At 36.1% G+C, this 26,050-nt stretch carries 24 protein-coding genes; 3 read left to right on the top strand and 21 right to left on the bottom strand.

Going from position 1 to position 26,050, the window contains the following annotated elements; translation table 11 throughout:
- Positions 1 to 25: 25 nt before the first annotated feature.
- The 13 genes from F3D3_RS10190 to lepA all read right to left on the bottom strand — a co-directional run bounded on the left by F3D3_RS10190 (position 26) and on the right by lepA (position 13,797).
- Positions 26 to 1,057, bottom strand: coding sequence for a PhoH family protein (locus tag F3D3_RS10190; protein WP_069873589.1), 1,032 nt, complete (start codon positions 1,055 to 1,057; stop codon positions 26 to 28).
- Positions 1,058 to 1,346: 289 nt separating this feature from the next.
- Complete coding sequence (locus F3D3_RS10185; RefSeq protein WP_069873587.1) at positions 1,347 to 1,793, bottom strand: GatB/YqeY domain-containing protein; 447 nt, start codon at positions 1,791 to 1,793, stop codon at positions 1,347 to 1,349.
- A 15-nt stretch (positions 1,794 to 1,808) separates the two neighbouring features.
- A complete protein-coding gene (gene rpsU, locus F3D3_RS10180) occupies positions 1,809 to 1,991 on the bottom strand; it encodes a 30S ribosomal protein S21 (protein ID WP_069873585.1) in 183 nt (60 codons plus the stop codon).
- A gap of 116 nt (positions 1,992 to 2,107) precedes the next feature.
- Positions 2,108 to 2,452: a histidine triad nucleotide-binding protein gene (locus F3D3_RS10175; RefSeq protein WP_084388951.1), complete on the bottom strand. Its 345-nt coding sequence runs from the start codon at positions 2,450 to 2,452 to the stop codon at positions 2,108 to 2,110.
- Between the two features lie 127 nt (positions 2,453 to 2,579).
- Complete coding sequence (mtaB, locus tag F3D3_RS10170; RefSeq protein WP_069873581.1) at positions 2,580 to 3,887, bottom strand: tRNA (N(6)-L-threonylcarbamoyladenosine(37)-C(2))-methylthiotransferase MtaB; 1,308 nt, start codon at positions 3,885 to 3,887, stop codon at positions 2,580 to 2,582.
- Positions 3,888 to 3,906: 19 nt separating this feature from the next.
- The gene (locus F3D3_RS10165; protein WP_069873580.1) at positions 3,907 to 4,656 is read right to left on the bottom strand and encodes a 16S rRNA (uracil(1498)-N(3))-methyltransferase; all 750 of its coding nucleotides are present in this window, start codon (positions 4,654 to 4,656) and stop codon (positions 3,907 to 3,909) included.
- 18 nt (positions 4,657 to 4,674) lie between these two features.
- Positions 4,675 to 5,607, bottom strand: a complete 933-nt coding sequence (gene prmA, locus F3D3_RS10160) for a 50S ribosomal protein L11 methyltransferase (protein WP_069873577.1) — start codon at positions 5,605 to 5,607, stop codon at positions 4,675 to 4,677.
- 49 nt (positions 5,608 to 5,656) lie between these two features.
- Complete coding sequence (gene dnaJ / locus F3D3_RS10155; protein WP_069873575.1) at positions 5,657 to 6,865, bottom strand: molecular chaperone DnaJ; 1,209 nt, start codon at positions 6,863 to 6,865, stop codon at positions 5,657 to 5,659.
- Between the two features lie 61 nt (positions 6,866 to 6,926).
- Positions 6,927 to 8,744 (bottom strand): molecular chaperone DnaK, encoded by a 1,818-nt coding sequence (gene dnaK / locus F3D3_RS10150; RefSeq protein WP_069873573.1) that lies wholly within the window; start codon positions 8,742 to 8,744, stop codon positions 6,927 to 6,929.
- A gap of 100 nt (positions 8,745 to 8,844) precedes the next feature.
- Complete coding sequence (grpE, locus tag F3D3_RS10145) at positions 8,845 to 9,429, bottom strand: nucleotide exchange factor GrpE (RefSeq protein WP_175438343.1); 585 nt, start codon at positions 9,427 to 9,429, stop codon at positions 8,845 to 8,847.
- A gap of 38 nt (positions 9,430 to 9,467) precedes the next feature.
- Entirely contained in the window at positions 9,468 to 10,493 is a 1,026-nt protein-coding gene (hrcA, locus tag F3D3_RS10140; RefSeq protein WP_069873571.1) for a heat-inducible transcriptional repressor HrcA, read from the bottom strand.
- A gap of 175 nt (positions 10,494 to 10,668) precedes the next feature.
- The gene (gene hemW, locus F3D3_RS10135; protein WP_084388941.1) at positions 10,669 to 11,853 is read right to left on the bottom strand and encodes a radical SAM family heme chaperone HemW; all 1,185 of its coding nucleotides are present in this window, start codon (positions 11,851 to 11,853) and stop codon (positions 10,669 to 10,671) included.
- A gap of 132 nt (positions 11,854 to 11,985) precedes the next feature.
- Positions 11,986 to 13,797, bottom strand: a complete 1,812-nt coding sequence (gene lepA / locus F3D3_RS10130; protein ID WP_069873569.1) for a translation elongation factor 4 — start codon at positions 13,795 to 13,797, stop codon at positions 11,986 to 11,988.
- Positions 13,798 to 13,983: 186 nt separating this feature from the next.
- Between lepA and rpsT the strand changes: the two genes are divergently transcribed.
- The gene (gene rpsT / locus F3D3_RS10125; RefSeq protein WP_069873567.1) at positions 13,984 to 14,250 is read left to right on the top strand and encodes a 30S ribosomal protein S20; all 267 of its coding nucleotides are present in this window, start codon (positions 13,984 to 13,986) and stop codon (positions 14,248 to 14,250) included.
- 165 nt (positions 14,251 to 14,415) lie between these two features.
- Here rpsT and holA read toward each other — a convergent pair whose 3' ends face one another.
- From holA to F3D3_RS10095, 6 genes are all read right to left on the bottom strand, one after another.
- Complete coding sequence (gene holA / locus F3D3_RS10120; RefSeq protein ID WP_069873565.1) at positions 14,416 to 15,429, bottom strand: DNA polymerase III subunit delta; 1,014 nt, start codon at positions 15,427 to 15,429, stop codon at positions 14,416 to 14,418.
- A 78-nt stretch (positions 15,430 to 15,507) separates the two neighbouring features.
- A complete protein-coding gene (locus F3D3_RS10115; RefSeq protein WP_069873563.1) occupies positions 15,508 to 17,628 on the bottom strand; it encodes a ComEC/Rec2 family competence protein in 2,121 nt (706 codons plus the stop codon).
- Between the two features lie 95 nt (positions 17,629 to 17,723).
- Positions 17,724 to 19,136: a hypothetical protein gene (locus tag F3D3_RS10110; protein WP_069873561.1), complete on the bottom strand. Its 1,413-nt coding sequence runs from the start codon at positions 19,134 to 19,136 to the stop codon at positions 17,724 to 17,726.
- A complete protein-coding gene (locus tag F3D3_RS10105; protein ID WP_069873559.1) occupies positions 19,133 to 20,953 on the bottom strand; it encodes an Eco57I restriction-modification methylase domain-containing protein in 1,821 nt (606 codons plus the stop codon). The genes F3D3_RS10110 and F3D3_RS10105 overlap by 4 nt, the downstream gene beginning before the upstream one ends.
- A gap of 208 nt (positions 20,954 to 21,161) precedes the next feature.
- Positions 21,162 to 21,566 (bottom strand): hypothetical protein, encoded by a 405-nt coding sequence (locus F3D3_RS10100; RefSeq protein ID WP_069873557.1) that lies wholly within the window; start codon positions 21,564 to 21,566, stop codon positions 21,162 to 21,164.
- Positions 21,567 to 21,680: 114 nt separating this feature from the next.
- A complete protein-coding gene (locus tag F3D3_RS10095; protein ID WP_069873555.1) occupies positions 21,681 to 22,562 on the bottom strand; it encodes a hypothetical protein in 882 nt (293 codons plus the stop codon).
- 107 nt (positions 22,563 to 22,669) lie between these two features.
- Here F3D3_RS10095 and F3D3_RS10090 point away from each other — a divergent pair, with 107 nt between their 5' ends.
- Positions 22,670 to 23,899: a DHHA1 domain-containing protein gene (locus F3D3_RS10090; RefSeq protein WP_069873553.1), complete on the top strand. Its 1,230-nt coding sequence runs from the start codon at positions 22,670 to 22,672 to the stop codon at positions 23,897 to 23,899.
- Between the two features lie 9 nt (positions 23,900 to 23,908).
- On the opposite strand, the gene F3D3_RS10085 is transcribed toward F3D3_RS10090, so the two are convergent.
- Complete coding sequence (locus F3D3_RS10085) at positions 23,909 to 24,820, bottom strand: alpha/beta fold hydrolase (RefSeq protein ID WP_069873551.1); 912 nt, start codon at positions 24,818 to 24,820, stop codon at positions 23,909 to 23,911.
- Between the two features lie 142 nt (positions 24,821 to 24,962).
- Here F3D3_RS10085 and plsY point away from each other — a divergent pair, with 142 nt between their 5' ends.
- Positions 24,963 to 25,553 (top strand): glycerol-3-phosphate 1-O-acyltransferase PlsY, encoded by a 591-nt coding sequence (gene plsY, locus F3D3_RS10080; RefSeq protein ID WP_069873549.1) that lies wholly within the window; start codon positions 24,963 to 24,965, stop codon positions 25,551 to 25,553.
- 65 nt (positions 25,554 to 25,618) lie between these two features.
- On the opposite strand, the gene F3D3_RS10075 is transcribed toward plsY, so the two are convergent.
- Positions 25,619 to 26,050, bottom strand: a complete 432-nt coding sequence (locus tag F3D3_RS10075; protein ID WP_069873547.1) for a GNAT family N-acetyltransferase — start codon at positions 26,048 to 26,050, stop codon at positions 25,619 to 25,621.

The following is a 26,050-nucleotide window of genomic DNA, read 5'->3' as shown; positions in this document are numbered from 1 at the left end:
TTTTTGTCAAAAGACTCCTATAGAATCAGTAATTAGGCTTGTTTTTTCGAGTAAGATTTTTCTTTTGAGCTTGCTTTTTCTCAGCAATGTTTTTTTCTTTTTTTTCATATTGATCATAACATGTAATGATTTTTTTAACGAGCTCATGTCTGACAACATCACGTTCCGTTAAATATATAAAATGGATACCTTCTACATCATTTAAGACTTCAATTGCATTCACAAGGCCTGATTTTTTTCCCGTTGGCAAATCGATTTGAGTTATATCACCGTTCACAACCACTTTTGAGCCAAAGCCAAAACGTGTAAGAAACATCTTCATTTGTTGTTTGGTTGTATTTTGTGCTTCGTCTAAAATGATAAACGCATTATCGAGCGTTCGTCCTCTCATATAGGCTAGTGGTGCTACTTCTATCAAACCGCGTTCTTTATAGTTGTTGTAAGTATCCGCACCTAGAATATCATATAAAGCATCATACAAAGGCCTCAAATACGGGTCTACTTTCATCTGTAAATCACCCGGTAAAAAACCTAAGCTTTCTCCTGCTTCAACAGCAGGACGCGTGATGATAATTCGAGTCACTTCATTATTTTTAAAGGCACGCACCGCCATAGCCACTGCAAGATAGGTTTTTCCAGTTCCCGCCGGTCCAATGCCAAAGACGACTGCATTCTTTTGAATAGCTTTAATGTAATTTCCCTGTCCAATCGTTTTAGGTTTGAGATATTTGCCTTTTGCGGTTACACAGACAAAAGTTTTATTTAGATCTTCTAGTTTTGAGCTATCGCCTATATTTACAGACTGTATGACATAATGAATACGTTGTCTGTCGATGGTTTCACCCGATTGAAGGGCCGCAATTAAATTTTGAATAACTTCTGCCACAGCATTAACTTGCGCCTCGTTCCCTTTAATGAGGATTTCACCATCTCTGGACGTAATATTCACATCATAATGTTTCTCAATTATTTTTATATTTTCATCCAAATTACCAAAGAGTAAATGCAAAGCGTTAAAATCATTGAGCGCAATTCTTTTTGTTGAAGTTTCTGACATTTTACCTCCTAATAACAACATCTGAACGGTTTCTTGATGTCTCAAATCTTGTTGTCTATAATAAAAAAAGGATTTTCTATTATTTTATCATAAATATGAGCGTTTTATTTAAATAATATTAAGTTATATTTTAAATAAATATTGACTAAAAAATCCATAATGATAAAAACGGTCAGAAATTAGCCGTATAAATGCCACTCCAGACCGTTTTTTTAGATTTATTATTTCAAAATAAATAGCACTTCCCGTATGGAAAGTGCTATTTAATCAACTGTTAAAGTAACAGATCTTATTTTGATAAAGATTTTTTGACGAGATCAGCAATAAGCTTACCGTCCGCTTTACCTTTTGTAGATTCTGAAACGATTCCCATAACCTTACCCATATCTTTCATTGTGGTAGCACTTGTCGTTTCTATTGCCTGAGCAATAATCTCAACAATTGCCTCCTCAGAAAGCTGTTCTGGTAAATAAGTCATAAGCATATCAATTTCAGTCTTAGTTAAATCAACTAAGTCTTCTCGACCACCTTTTGAGAACTCATCGATGGCACTTTTTTTCTGCTTGATTTGTTTTGCGATAATCTCTATGACATCTTCCTCAGAAAGTGCTCTTCTCTCATCAACTTCAATTTGCTTAATTGCAGCTCGAAGCATTATAATTACAGACTTTCTCACTTTGTCTTTTGATCTCATTGCATCTTTCAAATCATCAGTCAGCTTATTCGCTAGTGACATATTTTCACCCTCTCTCTAAGCTTGACGTTTTTTTTTCTTTCTAGCTGCTTCAGATTTTTTCTTACGCTTTACACTAGGCTTTTCGTAATGTCTTCTTTTCTTGATCTCAGCCATTACGCCAGCTTTTGAAGTCTCTCTTTTAAATCTTTTTAAAGCACTATCAATACTTTCATTTTCTCCTACTTTGATGCCAGACATACACATTCCCTCCCTCCGTTAATAGATTCTTAAATAGTACAGAGGAATGTACCTAGAACATACTTCGTTATTATACACTAAAAATATGACTATTGCAATATATTTTTAGTGCCATTTTAACCTGGTGGCCACTGTAAAGTTCTACCGCCAAGTAAATGATAATGAAGATGAAACACACTTTGACCTCCGTCTTTACCAACATTTGTAAGAAAACGATACCCACTCTCATCGATCTTTCTCTCTTTGGCAATTTTTGATGCCACAAGATGTAAATGTCCAATGAGGCTTGTGTGCCTTTCATCCATTTCTTCTAACGACGCAATATGTTCTTTTGGGACTATGAGAACATGGACAGGCGCACTCGGATTGATGTCTTCAAATGCATAGACTAACTCATCTTCATAAACTTTAGACGATGGAATTTCGCCGTTTATAATCTTACAAAATATACAATCCACTATAACACCTCCTCTCATATGTCTGAATTCATTTAAACATTACAAGACAACAAACCCTAAACAGTATTAGGATTATTGTCTAATTAATTATACCAAATTTTATTGAGAGTCACAAAATAATTTTAACATTTCATGAAATTATTTTGCCCATGAGTTGATGATTTTCATAAGCTTCAATGCGCACCGTATGAATTTGCTTGATTAAATTTTGAGAAACCTCACCTAGGACTGCCACCTTGATGTAATTCGTCGTATGACCAATCCAGTACCCGGCTTTATAAGACTCAAACAACACCTCAAGACATGTGTCAACGTAGGATTGTCTGTATGCTTTCTCTAGTGATTCTCCTAAAGCAATAAGCGCTTCACTTCTCTTCTTTTTTACATCGCCATGAATTTGATCTGACATTGTAGCGGCGGGCGTTCCCTCTCTTTTTGAAAACTTAAACACATGAATCTCACTGAACTGAATCCGATCAACAAAGTTCAGTGTTTCCTTAAAGGCTTCATCTGTCTCACCTGGAAATCCCACAATGATATCCGTTGTGATAGAAGGCTTTTTATAAATTTGACGAAGTGCTATAACGGCTTGCTCGTATTCAGCTGTATTGTATTTCCGATTCATTCTTTGAAGAACCATGTTGGAGCCACTTTGCATGGATAGATGAAAATGATCACAAATCTTATTTAAAGGTTTCAAACGTTCAACAAAAGTGTTCGTAATCAGTCTCGGTTCAATTGAACCAAGTCTTATGCGCTTTACACCTTGAATTTTATGGATCGCTTCCAAGAGGTCAATCAATTGTATATTTTCAAGATCAAGGCCATACGAACCGATATGGATCCCCGTTAATACAAACTCCTTATACCCTTCAAGCGTGAGCGCTGTCATTTCATTCACAATGTTCTCAAGGGATCGACTTCTAACTTGACCTCTTGCATAGGGGATGATGCAATACGAACAAAACTGATTACAACCTTCTTGAATTTTAATGAAAGCTCTTGTGTGCTCTTTGATATGTTTCACGGTTAATTCTTCAAATTGTTTGATCTTCATGATATCTTTGACGATCACATAAGGTTTTTCAGTAAGTCCTTTTTGATAATCTTCAATATACTTAATAATATCGCCTCGGGCATCCGTCCCTATGACGATATCCACCTCTTCAATCGCAGAAACTTCATCTGGAGAAATTTGAGCATAACACCCTATGACCACAACTATTGCCTCGGCGTTATTTTTCTTCGCCCTTCTGATCATCTGCCTAGACTTTTGATCCCCAACGTTCGTTACAGTACAGGTATTGATGATATAAACATCCGCATATTCATCAAAGTCTACAATCTCAAATCTATGATTATAGAAAAGATCCATCAAGGCATCTGTTTCATATTGGTTTGTTTTGCAACCCAAGGTTACGAATGCTACTTTATGCATTAAAAACTCCTACTCTAACCTACTTTCTTGATGACAAATCACCAATGGCATATTGAAGACAGGCAACACAGGTAAAGCCTGCTGTTTCTGTTCGCAATATACGTTTTCCAAGCGTTACGATTTGCGCCCCATACGATTTAAGTTGATCGATTTCACTGGATTCAAAGCCACCTTCTGGACCAATAACCACCGCAATTGTTTTAGGCTCAAACCCCTTGAGGACATCGTTTATAAAGAGGTCCTCTTCGGACTCATAGAGCACTAACACAAGATCATATGCCGTTAAATATGCTTTTAGGTTTTGAAATGGCAACACGGCTTTCACCGTGGAAATATAATCCCGCTTGGATTGTTTTGCAGCTTCAAGTGCAATCTTATCGAGTCTTTCCAGCTTCTTTTGAACATCTTTTCCTTTATATTCAACGATGCATCTCTTGGATTCCACAAGATAGAAATCACGAACACCAAGCTCTACATTTTTTTGTATAATAAGTTCTAATTTTTGTCCTTTAGGCAAGCATTGATAGATGTCAATTTTAAGCGGTGATTCGTTTTGGGCTTCATGAGTGCCCATTATTTTTAGTTTTATCATTTGAGATGTGATGTCGACGATCTCTCCAATGTAACTGAGCTCACCAGTACTAAAGGTAATCCTTTCGCCAACTTTAACCCTCAACGATTTTTCTAGATGTCTTACCGAGTCCGCATGACGCACAAGGATATGATCCGCTTCAATTTGATCTTCTTGGTTTAAAAAGAATTTATACATTTTAAGCGCCTCATTTCCTTATTTTTGCGAAACAACAACGGCCCACTCGCCCTTTTCTATAACTTCAAGCACTTTGAATCCAGAAGATTCAAGTTTATCCGTTACCATTTTTATTCTACTCAGAATAATCCCTGAGGCAATAAAATATGCCTTTTCTTTGAGCACTTTGTCGATATCATCAACGAGCATCACGATAATTTCTGCAATGATATTCGCAACCACTAAATCCCCTTTTTCGGTAATAACCGAAAGCAGATCGCCATGTCTCACATCAGAGATCTTAGTCAAGCCATTGTGATCAAGATTTTCTTTCGCAGTCCTTACAGCATTTTCATCAATATCAACTGCAACCACATTTTGAGCCCCTAATAGACCGGCAGCAATGGACAATATACCACTTCCACAACCTACATCAATTACAGTATCGGTTGTTTTCATATATTTTTCGATCATCTCAATGCACATTGAGGTGGTCTCATGCGTTCCAGAACCAAAAGCATTTCCAGGATCAATTTCTATTATAATGTCATCTTCTTTTGCATCAAAAGTTTCCCATGTGGGTTTAACGACCATATGTTCACCAAGGCGAATAGGCTTAAAATATTTTTTCCATTCATTTTCCCAATCCTTGGGATCAACGATCTCACATGAAATTTCGCCTAATCCTGGATCTAAACCAAATTCTTGCAGATGTGAAATACGTTCTTTAATAATATCGATTGAGTCTTCAACATTTTCTTTTTCAAGATATCCGGTCACTAAGACGCCCTCAAAATCAAGCGTTATATTTTGAGGATCATAGTAATCCCATTTCCCCTGAGATTGATTGTGAAAATCGGGGTCGTTTGGATTTAAGATCATCACACCACCTGCACCCACGTCACAGAGTATATTAGAAACGGCTTCTACCGCCATTTCACTTGTTTTAATTTTTATTTCAAACCAGCTCATATTTTGCTCCTTGTTTGCAAAAAATCTCTTGATAAACAAGAGATTTCATTTAGCTCAAAGCATCCTTCATTTTGCCTAAGAATCCTTTGTCATTTTTTTTTTTACTCTTTGAGGTCTCCTCTGCGGTAGAATTGCTGGTTTTCTTACCAGTCATTTCAGCCTCAAAAGCTTCAAGGAGTTCTTTCTGTTTCTTGTTAAGACCTTTAGGAATTTCCACAATCACTCGAACATACTGGTCGCCTCGTCCATAACCATTAAGAACTGGGACGCCTTTGCCTTTAAGTTTAAATTGTTTACCACTTGGAGTCCCTTCTGGAATTACAAATTTTGCTTTTCCATCCAAGGTTGGTACCATGACCTCAGCGCCTAATACGGCTTGAGTGTATGTGATATTTAAATCATAATAAACATCGTTGCCATCGCGTGTAAAGTGTTTATGAGGCGTCACTCTCAGAACCACTATAACGTCTCCGCGCGGTCCCCCATTTTGACCTAAATCACCTTCACCTCTAAGTTGCATATTGGCACCATGAAATACGCCTGCTGGAATATCAACCTCTTTAGAATTTCTTTTTTTAATTTTACCATGACCTTTACATTGCTGGCATGGTGTATCGAAGATTTCGCCCTTGCCCTTACATGCGGTACAAGGTTTTACACTAATGGATTCACCAAATAGCGATCTTTGAGAATATCTGACTTCACCTTTACCATTACAAGTCGTACAAGTGTGGGTTGATGTTCCAGGTTCATTTCCTGCACCATGACAAACATCACATTCTTCAGTTCTTAAGAATTCAATTTTCTTTTTGACACCAAAAGCCGCTTCTTCAAACGATAAAGTGATGTCTGCTCTTATATCGGCACCTTTTCTCGGGCCATTCCGTCTTGAAGAAGAGGATGAAAAACCGAAGCCACCAAACATTTCATTGATGATATCTTCAAAGCCACCAAATCCCTCAAATCCAGCACCGCCTGCACCGCCATTCTGATTGACACCCGCATGTCCAAATTGATCATATAGACGTCTTTTCTCAGAATCACTTAAAACTTCATAAGCTTCATTTATTTCTTTAAATTTAGCTTCTGCTTCTGCATTGTCTGGATTTCTATCTGGATGATATTGCATCGCAAGTTTTCTATAAGCTTTTTTGAGTTCGTTTTCATCTGCATTACGTTCGACACCCAACAACTCATAATAATCGCTTTTACTCACTAAAATTCCGCCTTTCTCATTGAAACCGATTTTTAACAACATTTGAGCTCTCTGTTGAGCTCAAACCCTCTTATCTTAAGAAGGCACCCTAAGGTGCCCTGTATTAGTCTACCACTTCATAATCCGCTTCGTCAACATTATCATCAGAAGAATTTTGACCCATATCTTGAGGCCCTTGTTCCGCTTGACCTTTTGAGTAAAGCTTTTGAGCTAATGGTTGGAACGCATTTGTAAGTGCTTCAAAATCAGCTTTTATAACGTCTGCATCATCTGTAATCATGGATGCTTTTAATTTTTCTATTTTAGCATTGATATCTGCTTTTTCATCTTCAGAAACGTCTTCGCCAAGATCAATCAAAGATTTCTCGATTTCATAAATCATATTGTCTGCTTTATTTCTTTCTTCGATCAATTCTTTTTTCTTACGATCTTCTTCTGCGTGTAACTCTGCTTCTTTTACTTTTTTCTCAATTTCTTCATCTGATAAATGTGTAGATGCTGTAATCGTAATATGTTGCACTTTTCCAGTGCCTAAATCCTTAGCACTTACGTTTACAATACCGTTTGCATCGATATCAAAAGTAACTTCTACTTGTGGCACACCTCTTCTTGCGGGTGGAATGCCATCAAGTTGGAATCTACCAAGCGTGACATTATCCCCTGCCATTTGTCTTTCACCTTGTAAAACGTGAATGTCAACAGCCGTTTGGTTGTCCGCAGCAGTTGAGAAAACTTGACTTTTCTTTGTAGGAATCGTCGTATTTCTTTCGATCAATTTTGTAAACACACTGCCTAAAGTTTCGATACCAAGTGAAAGTGGTGTAACATCAAGCAATAAGACATCTTTCACATCGCCTGAAAGAACGCCACCTTGAATTGCTGCCCCAAGTGCAACACACTCATCTGGATTAACGCCTTTATGTGGCTCTTTGTTCGTAAACTTTTTAACAGCATCTTGTACCGCTGGAATTCTCGTAGAACCCCCGACTAAGATAACTTGTTCGATATCGCTTGGATTTAAACCAGCATCTTTAAGTGCTTTTTTAGTGGGTTCCATTGTCTGATCTACTAAACCTTTAGTCAACTGTTCGAATTTAGAACGCGTTAAATCAATATTTAAATGCAATGGACCTTCAGCAGTTGCAGTTATAAATGGCAAGTTGATATTAGTAGATTGCGTTGTAGAGAGCTCTTTTTTTGCTTTTTCGGCAGCTTCTTTTAATCTTTGAAGTGCCATTTTATCGTTTCTCAAATCGACACCATGTTCCGATTTAAAAACTTCTGCTAAGTGATCCATGACGATTTTATCAAAGTCGTCTCCGCCTAAATGGTTATTCCCGTTCGTTGCAAGCACTTCGAAAACACCATCCCCGATTTCGAGGATTGATACATCAAATGTACCCCCACCAAGGTCAAATACCATGATTTTATGCTGCTTATCTGTTTTATCTAATCCATAAGATAATGAAGCTGCTGTAGGTTCATTGATAATTCTTTTAACATCTAAACCAGCAATTTTACCAGCGTCTTTTGTCGCTTGTCTTTGAGCATCTGTAAAGTATGCAGGAACCGTTATGACAGCCTCTGTTACCGTTTCACCTAAATAGCTTTCTGCATCTGCTTTTAATTTTTGAAGAATCATTGCAGAAATTTCTTGTGGCGAATATACTTTGTCATCAATTTTAACTTTGTGATCTCTACCCATTTCTCTTTTTATAGAAATAATTGTTCTATCTGGATTTGTAATTGCTTGTCTTTTTGCAGTTTCACCCACTAATCTTTCACCTGTTTTTGTGAAAGCGACGATTGACGGTGTTGTTCTATTCCCTTCTGCATTAGGGATAACTACAGCTTCGCCACCTTCTAATACAGACACACATGAGTTTGTAGTTCCTAAATCAATACCAATAATTTTAGCCATTGTATTGCCTCCTTATAATTTAACCTTTTCATGTTTTATTTTTTTTAACGGACAATCGATTGGTTGCCCTGTTTAACTTATTTTATTAAAATTTTACGCTTTAACAAGATACCTTAACCATACTTGGTCTAATCACCTTATCTCCCAACACATACCCTTCTTGGAATACCGATACGACGGTCTCACCTGCCACACCTTCGACCTCTTCAGTCATTACGGCATGATGCTTATCTGGATCAAAAGGTGTGTTAACCGCCTCAATCTTTTTAACACCATTCTTCTCAAAGAAATCATCTAAAGATTTTTTAATCATTTTTACGCCGCTTAAGACTTTATCTTCTGCATGATCTTCTTCAAAAGACGATAGCGCTCTTTCAAAGTTATCCATGATGGGTAACATTTCAATGATTAATTTTTCATTGCCGTATTTGAAGATATCTGTCTTTTCTTTTTCAACACGTTTCCTATAATTTTGGAATTCTGCATTTAATCTAAGGTAACGATCATTTAAGTTTTGTATTTCTGCTTTCAAATCCTGCTCTCCACTTGCTTCAAGATTTTGATCTTCGAGGGTACTTTCATCTGATTCTTGAATTTCTGCTTCCTCTGCCACTTGGGAAACGGTTTCTTCTTGATCGATTACTATTTCTTCAACGTCTATTTTTTCTTTTTTCTTTTTACTCATCTGTCTCATCCTTTTTAACATTTTTGTTTATTTACAACCTATAAATATATACCCGAAAATAAATCTGATAATGTATTGCTAATATAGTTTACAATGGATATGACAGCGCCATAGTCTATTCGCTTAGGGCCAATCACTAGAATTTTGCCTTCATTCTTACCATCCACCTTATAGGTGGATGAGATCACGCTACATTCTTCCAATTCTTTTATCCCAATTTCAGAACCAATTTTAATGGCCAGTTTACTCGTATCCACAGTCCGAACCAGTTTTTCCAGATTCTCAACGGATTTCATAAAGTTAAAAATTTGTTTTGCTTTTTCGGATTCAGAAAATTCTAATATGGACAGAATATTTTGCTCTCCTGCAATATGAATTTCATTGTTATCTAGATTTTTTAAGGCATCTTTCAGTATTGGAATTAGATAATCCACTATATTACCAAATGAACTCAATTTTTCTTTCAACCGCATTATCGAACGTACATCTATATTCTCAATGGTTTCACCCAGTAAGAAATTGAGCATTGTATCTGATATCTTATCCAAAATATACTGATCTGTGTTGGATAAGGCAAGTTGAATACTTTTGACGATCCCATTATCGGTCACTAAAATTAAAAGGACCTTAGTATCAGTTACTTTGATCATTTTTAAGTTTGCCAACCGACATTTGTTAAACTGAGGAATCGTCACTACCGATACCAATCCAGTAAAATCCGCCAATAATTTAGCAGATTGATCCGCTATGTCATTGGCTTCGATTATTTTTTTAAGAAGAAGAGATTGAATCAACTCTTTTTGATCTAAGCCGATTGTATGAAGATTTGTCATCGAATCCACATAAAGGCGATAACCAAGCTCTGATGGCACCCTCCCAGCAGAAGTATGTGGCTGTTCTAAATAACCAAGTTCCTCAAGGTCTGCCATTTCATTTCTAATGGTCGCTGAGCTAATGCCCAAAGGATACTTTTTTGAAATGGTTCTAGAGCCTACTGGTTGAGCAGTATCTATAAAGTCTACGATGATTGCCTCTAAGATGCGAAGTTGCCTTTCTGATAACATCTTGTCACCATCCTTTTGTTAGCACTCATCTCTAAGGAGTGCTAATCTATATATAATATACCGCCAACCAATTGAGTTGTCAACCTTCTTTTTAAATATTTATAGTCTATTTACATTTCGTTAAAAAATCAGATTTCCTTAATCCGCCCCTTTCAAAGGCAAATCCGTTTTCCACTTAGTCCTTCATAAATTCCAAGAAAACTTGATTGGATAGGTCTCTGCCTAGAGCTGTGAGTGCTATCCGATCGGTTTCTATGTGATGTGTGATCAGTTTCTGTATTTTTAGTTTTTCGATTTCTGTGTGATATTTTTCTACGAAGTCAATTTCGTATTTTGTATTAATAGCTTCTATAGAAATCCCTTTATTTAATCTAAGCCCGAGCATAATGGTTTCAAATAGATCTTCATCTCTTTCAATTGGGATTTCTTCTTCCACGGGTTTTAAATTTTGATTTAAAGCTTCAATATAATGAGGGAAATTTGAAAAATTATTAAATCTTAACGGTCCAATTTTACTGTGTGATGCAATCCCTAGACCCAGGTAGGATTTGTTTTCCCAATAAACGAGATTATGCTTAGATTCTTTTTGGGGTTTGGCGAAATTTGAAATTTCATATTGCTCATATCCCTTTTCTTTTAAAACTTTTTCGATGAGATGATACATCGCTCTTTCGGTCTCTTCATCAGGCAAGGTGATTTCACCTCTCTCATAAGCGCGATACATATTCGTCCCTTCTTCCAGTTTTAAAGCATATGTCGAGATGTGCTCAGGTGCGAGTTCTGTGATGACTTTTAAAGTATATTCAACATCCTCAATAGATTGATTTGGCAAACCGAACATCAGATCGAGACTGATGTTCTCAAAGCCTTTTTCTCTTATGCCTTTGTAAGTTGTCAAAAACTCGTTAAAGGTGTGAATCCTACCGATGGATTTCAAAAGTGTATCCTGTGCCGATTGAACCCCCATGCTGATCCGGTTGACGCCTGCAGATAGATAAGCATTTATTTTCTCGTCATTAAGGGTTCCGGGATTAACTTCAATGGTGAATTCCATCAGATTTGAAAGAGCGTTGTACTGCTTTATGTGATTGATAATACCTAAAATATATTGGCCTTCAATACTTGAAGGTGTTCCACCTCCAATGAAGATCGTTTTAATGCTAGCACTTCTCAAAAGGGATTCATACATTGAAATCTCATTTTTGAGTGCCTGAACATAGGTTTCTACAGAATTTTGTTTTTCGGTATCCGATATTTTGTATGAAACAAAATCACAATACAGACATTTTTCTACACAGAATGGAATATGAATGTACAGACTGATTGCATCTTCTTGTAATGCGTTTATCATTAAACTCATTTGAACCTCCTCAAATCACTTTTAAATGAACACGAACTCAGAAACCTTTTCAGCTCTGATAGGCCATTGCACAATTTACATATCAATGTTTAGGGTCAAAAAAGCAATCGGAAAAACCCGATTGCCCCAATATTAATTATCATCAAATTTTAGAACGGATAAAAAGGCTTGTTGTGGTACATCTACTGAACCAAGCTGCCTCATTTTCTTTTTACCCTCTTTTTGCTTTTCTAAAAGCTTTTTCTTACGTGAGATATCGCCACCATAACATTTTGCTAAAACATCTTTACGCATGGCACTGATGGTTTCGCGCGCAATCACTTTAGACCCAACTGCTGCCTGAATTGGAATTACAAACATCTGACGCGGAATAACTTCTTTTAAACGCTCGCAGATGATTCTGCCTCTGCCTTCTGCTTTTGTTTTATGGACAATCATTGAAAAAGCATCTATATTTTCTTTGTTAAGCAATATATCCAACTTAACAAGCTCAGACTCTCTATATTCAGAAAACTCATAATCTAGAGAACCATATCCTCTAGTCTTTGACTTAAGGGCGTCAAAGAAATCATAGATAACTTCATTTAGCGGTAACTCATAATGTAAAACAACACGTTTTGGATCCAAATAATCCATATGAAGCATCACACCGCGTCTGTTTTGACAAAGGTCCATGATATTGCCTACATATTCATTGGGTACAATAATATTTGCCTTTACGATAGGTTCTTCCATCATTTTAATTTCTGTTACAGGGGGTAAGTTAGACGGATTTTGAATCATGAGTACTTCATCACTGTTCGTGGTAATACGATAAATAACACTTGGAGCTGTTGCAATGATATCAAGATCAAATTCTCTCTCAATTCTCTGTTCAATAATTTCAAGATGAAGAAGTCCTAAAAAACCACATCTAAAGCCAAAGCCAAGTGCCACTGAAGTTTCTGGTTCAAATGAAAGTGCTGCATCATTGAGTTGAAGTTTTTCAAGTGCATCTCTGACTTCATCATAACTTTCCCCCTCTGCAGGATAAATCCCACAGAAAACCATAGAAGTTGCCTTTTTATATCCAGGCAATGCTTCAGCCGTTGGCGTCACTGCACTTGTAATAGTGTCACCTACTCTGCAGTCAATTACATTTTTTATGCTTGCGGTTACATAACCAACGTCACCGGCCCAAAGTTCAGGAATCGCAAGAGGACTTGGCACGGAAATTCCCACTTCCACCACTTCAAATTTTTTACCAGCAGCCATCATCATGATTTGGTCACCTTTTTTAATAGAGCCTTCCATAACTCTTATAAACGCCACCGCACCTTTATAGCTATCATAATAGGAATCAAAGATCAGAGCTTTAAGAGGTGCATTTTCATCGCCTTCTGGTGGTGGTACGGCTTCAACAATCCGCTCGAGAACTGCTTCGATATTAATGCCATTTTTCGCTGAAATTTGTGGCGCATCTTCTGCAATAACGCCAATGATTTCTTCAATTTCTGCGATGATTTCAGCGGGTCTTGCACTGGGTAAATCAATCTTGTTGAGTACAGGAATGATTTCGAGTCCCTGCTCATCAGCGAGATGCACGTTTGCAAGTGTCTGTGCTTCTACCCCTTGCGTTGCATCGACTACTAATATAGCGCCTTCACAGGCAGCAAGTGATCTGGAGACTTCGTAAGTAAAATCCACATGGCCTGGGGTGTCAATTAGATTTAGAAGGTACTCATGGCCATCTTGAGCTTTGTAGACGAGGCGCGTTGTTTGTAATTTAATGGTGATGCCACGTTCTCTTTCGAGATCCATACTATCTAGTATTTGCGCCTTCATTTCGCGCTGGGTCAACAATCCCGTCTTTTCAATGAGACGATCAGCAAGCGTTGATTTCCCATGATCAATATGGGCAATGATTGAAAAATTTCTTATATATTTTTGCCTTTCACTAGACATTTATATGCCTCCTTAACAGTGACTGTATATTCTAAACATAAAGCGTTTAAATCTTCTTCTAAAAATGTACCTATCAATTATAACATAGGATGTCCCCCTTCTCAAATACATTTAAAAAAAACTTGATTTCTTAGGGGCTGCGTGATAAAATAAGACTGTTGAAAAACTGCGGGGAGGTGAACACAAATGGCTAATATTAAATCAGCTAAGAAAAGAATCAATGTTATCAGCAAGAAAACAGCTGTCAATAAATCAAGAAAATCGGCTCTTAAGACTGCTGAAAAAAGATTCTTAGAAGCATTAGCAGCTGGCGATAAAAATCTTGCTGAAGAAAAATTAAGATTCTTCGAAAAGAAAATGACTCAAGCTGGTGCTAAAGGTACATTCCATAAGAATGCTGCTTCTAGAAAAGTTTCAAGATTAAGAAAAAGATTAAACGCTGCGGCTGAATAGAGTTTAACTTATATTAATTTTGGAATTCCCCGAAAAATGAGACCGTGTCAATTTAATATTTGATCAAATATTAAAAAGCGTACATTTATGTACGCTTTCGTCTTTTTTTGTAGACAACAAGATTTGAGCCGATGGTTGAAACTTTAATCGGGAAAATCATCCGTTTTATCCAACCGTATGAATTTCAAACAGGGCCTTTTCAATCAATAAGTGTGGCGAAAGTCCTGTTGACTTCATTTCTGTATCCACAGTTTCGACAATATCCACGATTTTATGAAGGGATTCAAAAGAATACTGATTGGCGAAATGTGCCGCTTTCTTTGCCACAAAAGGATGAATGCCTAGTTTTGTGGCTACACTGTCACTGGAATAACCACTTTTTATTAAATACTTCGTTTTTAAAATATTTCTAAATTGTTGATTAATTAAATAGAACACCTTAATTTCTGGTTCTCCATTACCTACGAGCTCATTTAAGATCAACAAACTCGTCTGTATTTTCTTCTCACTGATCGCGTCGATCATCTTAAAAATATTATGTTCTATTGGAATCTCAAGATATTGATTAATAACGCTCTCCGTAATTTCACGTTCATTGTTTACAAGAGATTTAATGGTATTATCTACATCGTAAAGATTCTTATTAGATTCTTTATCAAGATAGTTGCTCATCTCAATAAAATAGTTTAAAGCATGATTAGAGATGGGTTTATTATACTCTTTAAATTTTTTGTTAACCCATTTGACAAAGTCAGAGTGCGTCATTTTGTCTATCGTGATCAAAGTCCCCTCTTTGGCCATGAATTTATAGAGTTTTTTACGCTTGTCCACCTCTTTCTCCACAAAGAGGAGCACGGTTTGCTCAGGTATAGATTTTAGAAAATCTAATAATTTCAATTCCGCATCTTCTTTCATATTTTTAAAAAGATTCACATTATTAATAAACACGATTCTTCTTTCATCAAAGAATGGCAGTGTTTCAGAAATGTTCAAAAATTGATCTATGTCAAAAACACCTTCTATAATGGTAAAGTTAAGGTCCTTATAAGCTTTTGACAAAAAATTGCTTTCAATCATTTTGATGATATTATCAATTAAATATTGTTCTCTACCCGTTATCAAATTTAATGATGCAATCTCGTTATTTCGCAATTGCTTGTAATAGGTCATAAAATCCATGAATAAGACTCCTTCTCAAATGTTCTTATAAAATAGTATCAGCAATTGCAACAAATTGAAAGTCAATTTCGAAAATCCTTATGGGTTTACAGTAGATTTATGCGTTAAATATGAAAAAATCCCCCTTTTATTAAGAATAATCTCGCCACAATTATAGGTTTTGTATATTTCTATCCCTTCTTCTTCTAATTGATCCAAAATACTTTTATTGGGCATTAGATATTTCTCGTTATGCGATATAATTGCATATTTTATTGGATGTTCTTTCAGAAAAGATTTACTGAGCCCAGTCTTTGAACCATGATGAGCAATTTTTACAAAATCGAGTTCGGTGAGCACGCTGGGAAATTTTTCATAAACAGGCCCACTTATATCCCCTAAAAATATGCCTTTGATCTCCTTAGAATCATACCAAACCGCTATGGCGTTATCATTAGTATCGTCGGATTCAGAGGGTATCAAGGTCAATCTGGCATTTGCCAGCGTTATTTCAATCGGTGATTTCACAACGATCACTTCGGTGGATGCGCTTATATCTGCTTTAATAACCTCATAGGTCTCTTGATTGCAGTATATTTGATAAATCGGATAGGTCTCTGCCAATTGCTTTAAGCCCCCCACGTGATCGCTATGTGCGTGAGATAAAATGAGAGCGTCAATCTTATATATATCTCTTTTGATGAGCATTTGAGTTAAATCCGTATAGGGATCACCTGTATCAATCAAAATAGGGTGATGGTCATTCATAATTAAAGCTGAATCGCCATGCCCAACATCAAAAAAATGAATTTCGGATTTAGAAAAATTAAAGCCACTGATAATCATCCAAGAAGTCATTAAAGCCATAAAAGTCATTTGGCTCTTTTTTAAAATCAGGCTTTGAGAAATTCTAATGGATTTATAGACAAAATAGACAAAAGCAAAAATAAAGATGATTTTAAATTGACTTGGTGTCAAAATTTGCCCTTCAACGCACCAAATTGGCATAAGCTTGGCTACAAATTCTATGCCATGAAGGCACTTCTCTAAGAGCCATACTATTGAAGTTCCTAAAAGAGGGATTAAAAAGAAAAAGGGAAATAGCGCGCTAATCAGGGGCACGATGATTAAGTTCGGTAAAAACGCAAGTAGATTAACTTCATTAAAATAATAAAGCTGAATGGGTAAAAATGCAATCTGGATGAAAAAAACAAAATAAAAACTCCCAATCATTTTATGCATCTTTTTGTGGCGATTGAGCCGCTGGTATACATAAGCTATTAGTAAATATGCAATAAAAGACAGTTGATAGGATACTGCAAGAACAGCATTTGGAAATATAAACAACAAGATCAAATTGGTCAACGCCACCGCACTGAGCGCATCTATTTTTCTTGAAAGCATTCTTGAGACTTCAACATAAATCACCAAAAAAACAGCTCTACCCGCTGAATAGGAAAATCCAATAAGCCCCCAATAACAAATCAACAAGCCCATCGTAAGTATGCTTTTACAACCCCTAGGTCCTTTAATCAATTTATATAAAGAAGCGTATATAAGCCCAAAATGCATCCCAGATATGGCAAACACATGAGAAATTCCCAATCTTCTAAAAAGGTCTTTCTCACTTAGACTGTCATTATGACCTAGAATAAGTGCGTTAAAGTATTCTGCTACTTTAAGGTTTTCTACAAGCCGCATCAGCTTCATGCGCCTTGAATTAAAATGAGCAAGAATCGATTTTTTAAGGCCATCACTGACTTCATAACTTTTCAGATGATATTGCCCAATCACATTATTGGCATACAGATACTTTTGATAATCAAATTCATAGGCATTATGCGTCTCTCTAAATTGCCTTTCGTTTAGATCGATTTCCATCTTAAAGGCCGTTTTCTCTTCAATAATCTCATGCTCTAGGGTTCTTGCATCTATGTTTTCGACATTATAAGTAATCATGATTTTATGTTCAAGTGCTTTTGGCTTAAAAATCAAGGTTCCTTTTTCAGTATTTAAAGAAACCACATTGCCGTCTAAAGTTTTGAGGCTAGCGGTTTGTTTTATATTAGAAGGCGTTGCGTTTCTATAGGCTTCAACCCTCTTCATATAATTGGACTGCATCATAGTGTAAAGGGCTAAAGTACAGACAAGACTTAGAATCACCATACTTCGTATCCATATGAGCTTTATGTTGTATAATTGACGCAAGCGATTGAACATAAAATCCTCCTATATATTACCAATTAAAGTGTAACATAAATCGCTTTAGTTGACAATATATAGGAGAGTTTTTTTGTGTCATGCTCTTTTAATTATCAATAGTCAATGCTGAGTTTAAATGTAATCACACAATTTAGGCCCTTGTCACTTTCACTAATGATAAGCATTTTATCTTCTTCTGGCGATATGGATAGAGTCCTATAGGTACCTTCATATTGATAAATCAGCGTTTTACCACTTGGATCAATCCGATAAATCGCATTACCATATCCTAAAAGAAAGCCTTCACGGTTTTTGACATAAAGGGCATCTTCAGAGAGTCTTGTTAAATCATAAAAGCTCTGCACGGCTTGTATTTCAAGATTGAGCAAAGTCAATTGTGTATCTGTCTCTGGCAGCAATAACATTTGACGATTCACTTCAAAATTGCAATTTTCATCAATCTGCATCCCTTTTAAAGCACGGATACTCTTCTTTTCGTTTGTTTCAGGAGAGTAGATCACAACGCTGTCAATTATAAAATGATCACCGTCGTTCACGCCCACCAAATAAAGCAATTGATTGTCCTCAAGAGGTTGCATTTTATTAAAATAGACTTCTTCAGAATCAGAGGATAGATATTGGATGTCGCGTTGATTAAGTGTAACCACGCCCAACCTTCTCCCCGTAAAAGGCGAAGTCATATCGCCGGTGTAGAGATAGTAAAGGCGATTACTTTCTTTTGAGAATATTGGATTTGTACCCTCTATATTATCAATATAAAGTTTTCCACTATCAGTACCATAACAATTAAATGCATCCTTTTCAGCCTTAATCAATTCTATTACAAAGCCACCATCTGGAGATAAAATATAATTTTCATAAAACATTTGCTCTGAAACGACGGGCTTTAAAATCTTTTTCTTTTGAGTCTCAAAATCGTATGTGACAAGTCTATCTGTTGAAGCTTCAACATAGAGCATTTTTTTTTGGTTCTCAGAAAGTTTAAAAAGTGGTGAAGCATTCTGCCCTACTTTCATTTTATCTGTCACCAAGAGGTAATTGCCTTCTCCATCATAGGCATAAATGCCATAATAGTCCTCTTGATTTAAAAAATAAAGGGTTCTCGCAGCGCCTTCGTCTAAAACTTCATAGCGCTCAATTGCATGATCTTTAATTGTTATTAATCGAGATTCTAAATCATCCATATCGACTGGATTAACACTTAATGCCTCTAAGTCTACCTCAAATTCAGTGTCCTTTTGAGCACCTTTATTGCTTTTCATAATTACAATTTGATTGTCAAGCCACTTGATTTCTTTAATATAGGATTCAAATCCATTGACAAAGACCTCCGATTTCACACGAACAACATCGTCAGAAACTTCAGGCAATGTCGTGACTTTTTTTTCAACGACTTCAATTTCAGGTTTCATAACAAAATAAAATAATATTACGAGCCCAAAAACAGCCATTATTTTAAGCCACTTTTCATAAGCCTTTTTAGGTTTCTTTATGATGATCTTCATAAAAATTTCCTTCCAAATTTATTTAACCAGTCACATTCCTCTGGATTTAGATCCAGAAATGCATAGAGCACTTTATTGATGGCATCCAATTTATCCGAGAGAGCACATTTTAAATCGTAAAGATCAGACAAGCCTTTTAGGAGGGATGGCTCATAAGGCATTAATTTTAAAGGCGTCGCATAGAGTTCTAGTGCCTCCCCTTTTCGCTTCCCTTTATAATACAAATACATCAATATAACGTATGAATTTAAGAAGGCCGTCAATCCTTTAAGTGACTGCAGTTTCTCTTCCTCTGAATCCAGGTTTGCTTTTTCAAAAATATAATAAACATCTGCCGAAGCATGAAATACACCTTCTGAATAAGCAAAATAATTGCTTTTGCCGCGCTGAGGGACAACGATTTTAGGTCTCTCAAACATCGTTACTTCTCTTGGCCATGTCAATTCATACCATTGCCTCACCCCGTTGATCACTTCACGTCTCAACATAAGTTTATCTCTATAAGGCTCTAATAAAAGGGATATGGCTTCCACTTGTTTTAGGTGTTTATGACTGTATAAAACATAAAATGGGGTTTGCTCATCGTGTTCAAAATGCTTAATCGCACTGTTTTTGAAAAAAGGTTTCATCTCTTTACGAAGACTTTGGGGAATCTCTGATAATTCATTTTCCTTATACACAAATACTGGGAAGCCATTAAAACGGTCTGCACCACTTACGATGCCTTGCTTGACGTCAAAGTCAGCACCGAGCTGTGTCCGAAAACGCTTCTCTATTTTTGCAAGAATTTGAGTCACGATTTCATCCGAAATGAAATGAAACGTTTTAGAACTTAAATAGACATCAGAAGCACTCAGCCTTTTTTTCAAATTTAATTTTGCATCCAATAACTGAATTTCCGCTTGTTTTTTTAAGCTTAAGGTGTAAATACACGCGTGTAGTTTTTTGTCTTTAAAAATGCTTTCATCATTGAAATTGAGAACTTGAGAAAAATTAAACTCATTCTTGATAAAGTTTCTCAAGTTTGTTGCACCATCTGCTGTAAAAAAATAATTACTGGTTAGATAGCACAGACTCCCATTGGCTTTCAAATGTTGATGTGCTTTATAGATGAAAAAGTAAAAATAGTCCATTTTGCCTTCGTAATATTTTTTGCCAAAGTCAGAAGCTTTTATGACTTCAAATAAGTCTAAATTGCCCTTCTCACCGATATACGGTGGATTTCCAATCATCAGGTCTACTTTTATACTTATATCTAAGAGTAAGCTATTTCCATTTTGAATATGATCTTGTTTAAAGCAATAAGTTGCATTTAAACACCGCATTAAAATTTGGAGCGTCTCCTTAAAATGCTTTGTGGCCTCTTCATTTATATCATAGGCATATAATTGCCCTTCTATGATGTGACCAAGATTCTCTAAAAGGTCTGCCTTAGATGCCTTTAAGAGCATCAAAAGCATCATATGGAGCTCTAGATAGGCTAATAAAAGCAGGCCTGTACCACAGGCTAAATCCATGATACTAAGCGGTTTCAACATTTCCAAAATATGTTTGAGATCATTATGTGTCTTGTGACTTACTTGATATGAGCTACAAGTTTCTAGTGTTTGATCCAGATATACGCTTTTCAAAAGCGCATCTTGTGCTTCTGTAAGCTTATCTTGTTGATACATGTAATCCCGAACCAATAGATAGACCATGTATTTGCTAATATGTTCTGGTGTGTAAACAGCACCTCTTGAATGCTTTTTGTTGATTCCTAGGACTACACTTTCATGTAATATCCTCGACTTTGCTTTGATATAACTTTCAAACATGTCATCTCCATTGTGAAAAAGTCATCGATATATCCATATCAATGACTTTTATTAATATCATTAGTTTTCGTCCAGCTTAGAGGCAGGAATGTTCAACCTGCTCTAAGCGGTTAGACGAGGACGGGTCAGGCGAAACGAAGTTTCGACGGACAATGATTTTTTATATTATACATTTTAATATTGAGTTAAAGTGTCCAAATAAAGTACCTTATTTTCTTCTTCTATATTTACCATAACCAATTTTTTCAACACCATCCACGGACATAATGATCTCATCTACGAGCAGATCGAAATCTCTTATGGTGATGTCGACGCCTTTTTTCTTCAGAAACTTCATAATCGTGATCAAGCGAATATGATACGATGATGGATTCTTAAAATAAGGATGTTTTTCGATTACGCTTTTAACAATTTCTTTGTCAACACTATCAAGCTCTCTCTGATTCTCAAAATCTATTTTTGTTTCAACTTCCGATAGATACTTTTGAAGTTCAAGAGCAGGATTATCGTGCTTTTCCAGCAACTCCTTAATATCCTTTAAAATATCATTCATCTCTAATTTTTTACTGGCGGGATATTCCTCGGCGGGAAGATCTGATAAAGCATTTAACATAGTTTTTCAACTACTCCTTTCAATTATTCACAAAGAATATTTACTAGATTCTACAACCTACAATTAGGTATTCTCTAAATTTTACTATTTATTAATGGCTTTTGTCAAATAAAACTACAACAATTCATCTAAAGTTAACATATGAGACTTCATGAAAATGATGTTTTCATCCTTTAAAAGGTTGATATTTTCTATGATTTTATGGAGCATGTGCTCTGTTAAGCAGAGGATCGTAAACGTTTGTTTTACGATTTCGATTTCACCAACCACATCTTCGTCCAATATAAGACTGTATACAAATTCATCGTCGTCATCAGCCTGTAAGGTATAAGGCAATTTTAATAAGAATTCCACAAGGGCATCATATGAACATTTATAGGCAAACAGACCCTCATGTACCGTATAATCGTCATCTATGGTGTTCTCTTCTATTGTCTCATGGATAATTGAGGCTATATTATAGAGCATTCTATTCTCTTTATTAATAAATTCATCAATTTTTATGAGATCATGATCTATACAAAATTTATTATAGGCTTCAAATACAGCTTTTTTAATGGCCTCTTCAAACGAAGCATCCATCTCAAATAAATCACCAATAATGTAAGCATCGTGATCCAAAATCACAATTCTTGCATTGAGCAAGCCACTTTCCGCAAAAAGTTCATGGCCTAGTAGAAGGCTCTCGTTTGTAAAAATATCTTTGAGATAAACTTTTTCATTTTCCCTGTAGATTTTAAAAATACTTCTTTGAGATTGACTTATCGCTGCTCTGATGTCTGATGGTTCTTGAACTGCAAAAATTTCTGCAATTGTTTTGTCTTGATCTATAATCTCATAGTTGAACATAAACCATTCTGCAAATCCAAGAAGGTCATCACTTGGGCGTTCGGTTGTAAAAATATCCTCCGCATAATCATAGGCTTTTTTAAATTGCGGCGAAACAGCGAACTCAAAAAGTAATTCGTATTGTGCTTCTATTAATTGATAGTCCATTTTAGACCTCCTCTTTATTCATATCAAATTATATTATATACTATAAAGGACTTTATAAACGAAATGTTTTGTAAATAAAGCATTAATTTTCTTAGGAGGCAATACAGATGAAAAAGTATTTAGAAGATGCATACTGCTGCGCATTCAAATCAAATCTAATAGAGATTGTACCTTATGCAAAAAATCAAATGGCTATCCTTTTAGATGAAACTTATTTTTATCCAGAGGGCGGTGGACAACCCTCTGATATAGGTGAAATTCAAGGGATAAGCATTATAGATGTACAAATAGAAAACGACGTTATTTATCATATTATAGCACCACGAGATGTGGCAACTGCGACGAAGCTATCTGGTGAAGTCTCTTGCAAAATAGATTGGCAAAATCGGTTTGCACTGATGCAACAGCATTCGGGGCAACATATCCTATCCGCTTCTGCCGAAAAACGCTTTGGTGCAAACACAGTTGGGTTTCACATTGGTAAAGATTATATCACCATTGATCTCGATCAAAAACTAAGTGCTCAAAACGTCTCCGATATGGAAACTTTAGCAAATCAAGTTTTAAATCAAAATGTAGAAATTATGGCACATTATCCAGATGCAGAGGCACTTTCAAAAATGCCTCTTCGCAAACAACCTAAAGTGAGTGAAAATATTAGGGTTATTGAAGTTGAAGGATTTGATTTCTCACCTTGCGGTGGCACCCACGTCAAGCGTACTGGTGAAATTGGCATTATCAAAGTCAAAAAGATAGAAAACTATAAGCAAGGCATTCGAATCGAGTTCGTCTGTGGCCTTTTTGCGCTTTCAGTTTTTAATGCACGCAACGACATCATCAATGATTTATCTACACTTTTGTCTGTTAAAGAAAATGAGATTGTCGACTTTGTTAAGCAATTGATCGAAAATTCTAAACAAGATAAAAAAGAACTGGATGATCTTAAAGTGGAACTTATGACACTTGAAATTTCAGATCTTGTGGCAATGTTCGATGAAGTAGAGGGTATTAAAGTCATTCGCCTTGAAGAAAAAGACATGAGCATGAATGATTTGAGAACAAAAGTTCAACTGCTTTGTAAAAATCCCAATTTCATCGTACTCGCTAGGTCTTTGGAAAATGAAAAATATCATATTGTTTTATCTAAATCCAAAGAAGATGCCTCTAATTTATTTAATTTTGAAATGAATGCTTTCTTTAAGGCATATGGGCAAATGATCGGCTTAAAAGGTGGCGGAAATACCGACATGGCACAAGGTGGCACGACTTCTGATCAAGATATAGATGCATTTTTTGAAAGTATTGAACAAGACATTCAAAATCATATGTCATCATAAATGTAGAATCTACAGCGCCTGTAGCCACATCCAAATGTCTTTATAAACAGCCTCTTTATTGATCTCATTTAACATTTCATGGCGTCCCTTTGAGTATAGTTTTAAGGTGGTTACAAAGCCATTGGCACTATAATAGGCACTTGTCTTTTTCACACCCTTCCCATACGCGCCAACTGGATCACAATCTCCAGATAAAATCAACATGGGAAGGTTGTTTTTTTGATTTTTAAAGACATCCGTATGCAGTATTCTTTGCAAATTTGTGAAAAATTCTATATAAAAACTTACAGGGTGAACGACACCACAATAGGGATCCTGAATATACTTTTGAACTTGTTTTTCATCACGTGAAAGCCAATCAAACGCCGTTGTATTATTTTTTATGCGATTATTGTATGTACCAAATGAAATACGATTTAAAAATGCAGATTTTTGATGAAGGCCAATCTTTGAGCCCTCGCGCTCTGCCAAAAACTTTGCCACTTTTAACTTAAAAGGATCCATATAACCTGTTCCCGATAAGATTACCCCCTCTAGTAAATAGCTGTAATCTAAAATAAAATCCCTCGCCAAAAACGATCCCATGCTATGCCCTAATAAAACAAGGGGGGCATCTGGATAATCTGATTTAGCCATTTCTATGACGCGCCTTAGATCTTCTTTCATTTTAAACCAGCCATTTTCGCCAAGATGTCCAAGCTGCTCTATGGAACCCGCGGTCTTTCCGTGTCCTCTGTGAGAATGACCAAATACAAATATGTCTCTCTCTAGCAAATAATTTGCAAACAGATCATACCTTTCTATCGTTTCAGCCATACCATGAGATAAAACGACAATTTGAAGTGGTGTTTTATCTTCGATCCACTTGTACCCTTTAATGACTGAATCTTCAAACGAATCAAATTCAAATTCATATCTCAAAACAGTTGCCCCCTTTTATCATAAAATATATATAAAGATGTATATTATTATTATAACACTTACAAATTCTTATTTGAACCGAAAAGGTTATATGTTAAAATGATAATGGTTGTACTTAAATTTATTTTCATGGAGGCTATTAATGCAATTTATTATTGCTATCATAAGTTATTTTATTGGAAGCATCCCCTTTTCTTATTTAATTCCAAAGTATATCAGTAAAATTGATATTAGACAGATGGGCAGTGGTAATACTGGAACCACAAATGTCGTGAGAACTCTCGGACTAAAAGTGGGGGTTCTTGCCTTTATCGGCGACTTTTTGAAGGGTCTGATGCCTACTTGGATTGGATATTTACTTTTAGGCAACATAGGTGCCCTTGTAGGTGGTACCTTTGCAGTTTTAGGACACTGTTACCCCGTCTGGTTAAAGTTCAAAGGCGGCAAAGGGATCGCTACCTCAGCAGGTGTTCTAATCATACTGATGCCACAGATTTTTTTAATACTATTCGTCATTCAATTTATCATTATTTTTGCTACGCGCTTTATGTCGTTAGCTTCTATTACAAGTGCTGTCCTATTGCCCGTTCTTTGCATGCTCTTTTCTGTCCCTACTGAAATCATTATTTTTTCATCAGGTCTAGGCGCATTTGTGATCTACCGTCATCGCAGCAATTTACTGCGATTGATTCGAGGCGAAGAAAAAAAATTGACCATTGGCTCCAAAACATAAAGTAGATTCAAAAAAGCTGGGTTCCCGTGAACGCCAGCTTTTTTTATGAAATCTCAACAGATGCTTTAAATCCTGAGTACACATGCGTATTGATCTAAAGTTAAATCAGCATTTTTTATGAGACTACATTTAAAGTCACATGCTCTATAAAAAGCGACAAGGTGATGATCACATTCCACTTCCAACGTCATAAAATCACCTAAATGCGTCAATTCTTTTATGAGCTTTTTAGCGTAACCTTGACCCCTTTGCGCTTCTCGTACTGCAATGTGCTTTATAATGAGAAGATCGTTATCGACCACAGATCCCCCTATTATGCCATAAACCATTTCGTCTTCTTCGAGTACATAAAAACGGCCCTGTGTCTTTGCATAAATTGACTGTGCAATATTTTGTACTTTACCATCTGTTGCATTGAAGATACAAGTCTTCAGTAGAGCCTTCAATTCTTGATCCTCAAACAACTGTTTATAGTCATCAATTCGCCTAAATTTCAT

The organism is Fusibacter sp. 3D3, assembly GCF_001748365.1.
Lineage (GTDB): Bacteria > Bacillota > Clostridia > Peptostreptococcales > Acidaminobacteraceae > Fusibacter_A.
This window is presented reverse-complemented; position numbering and strand designations above follow the sequence as displayed.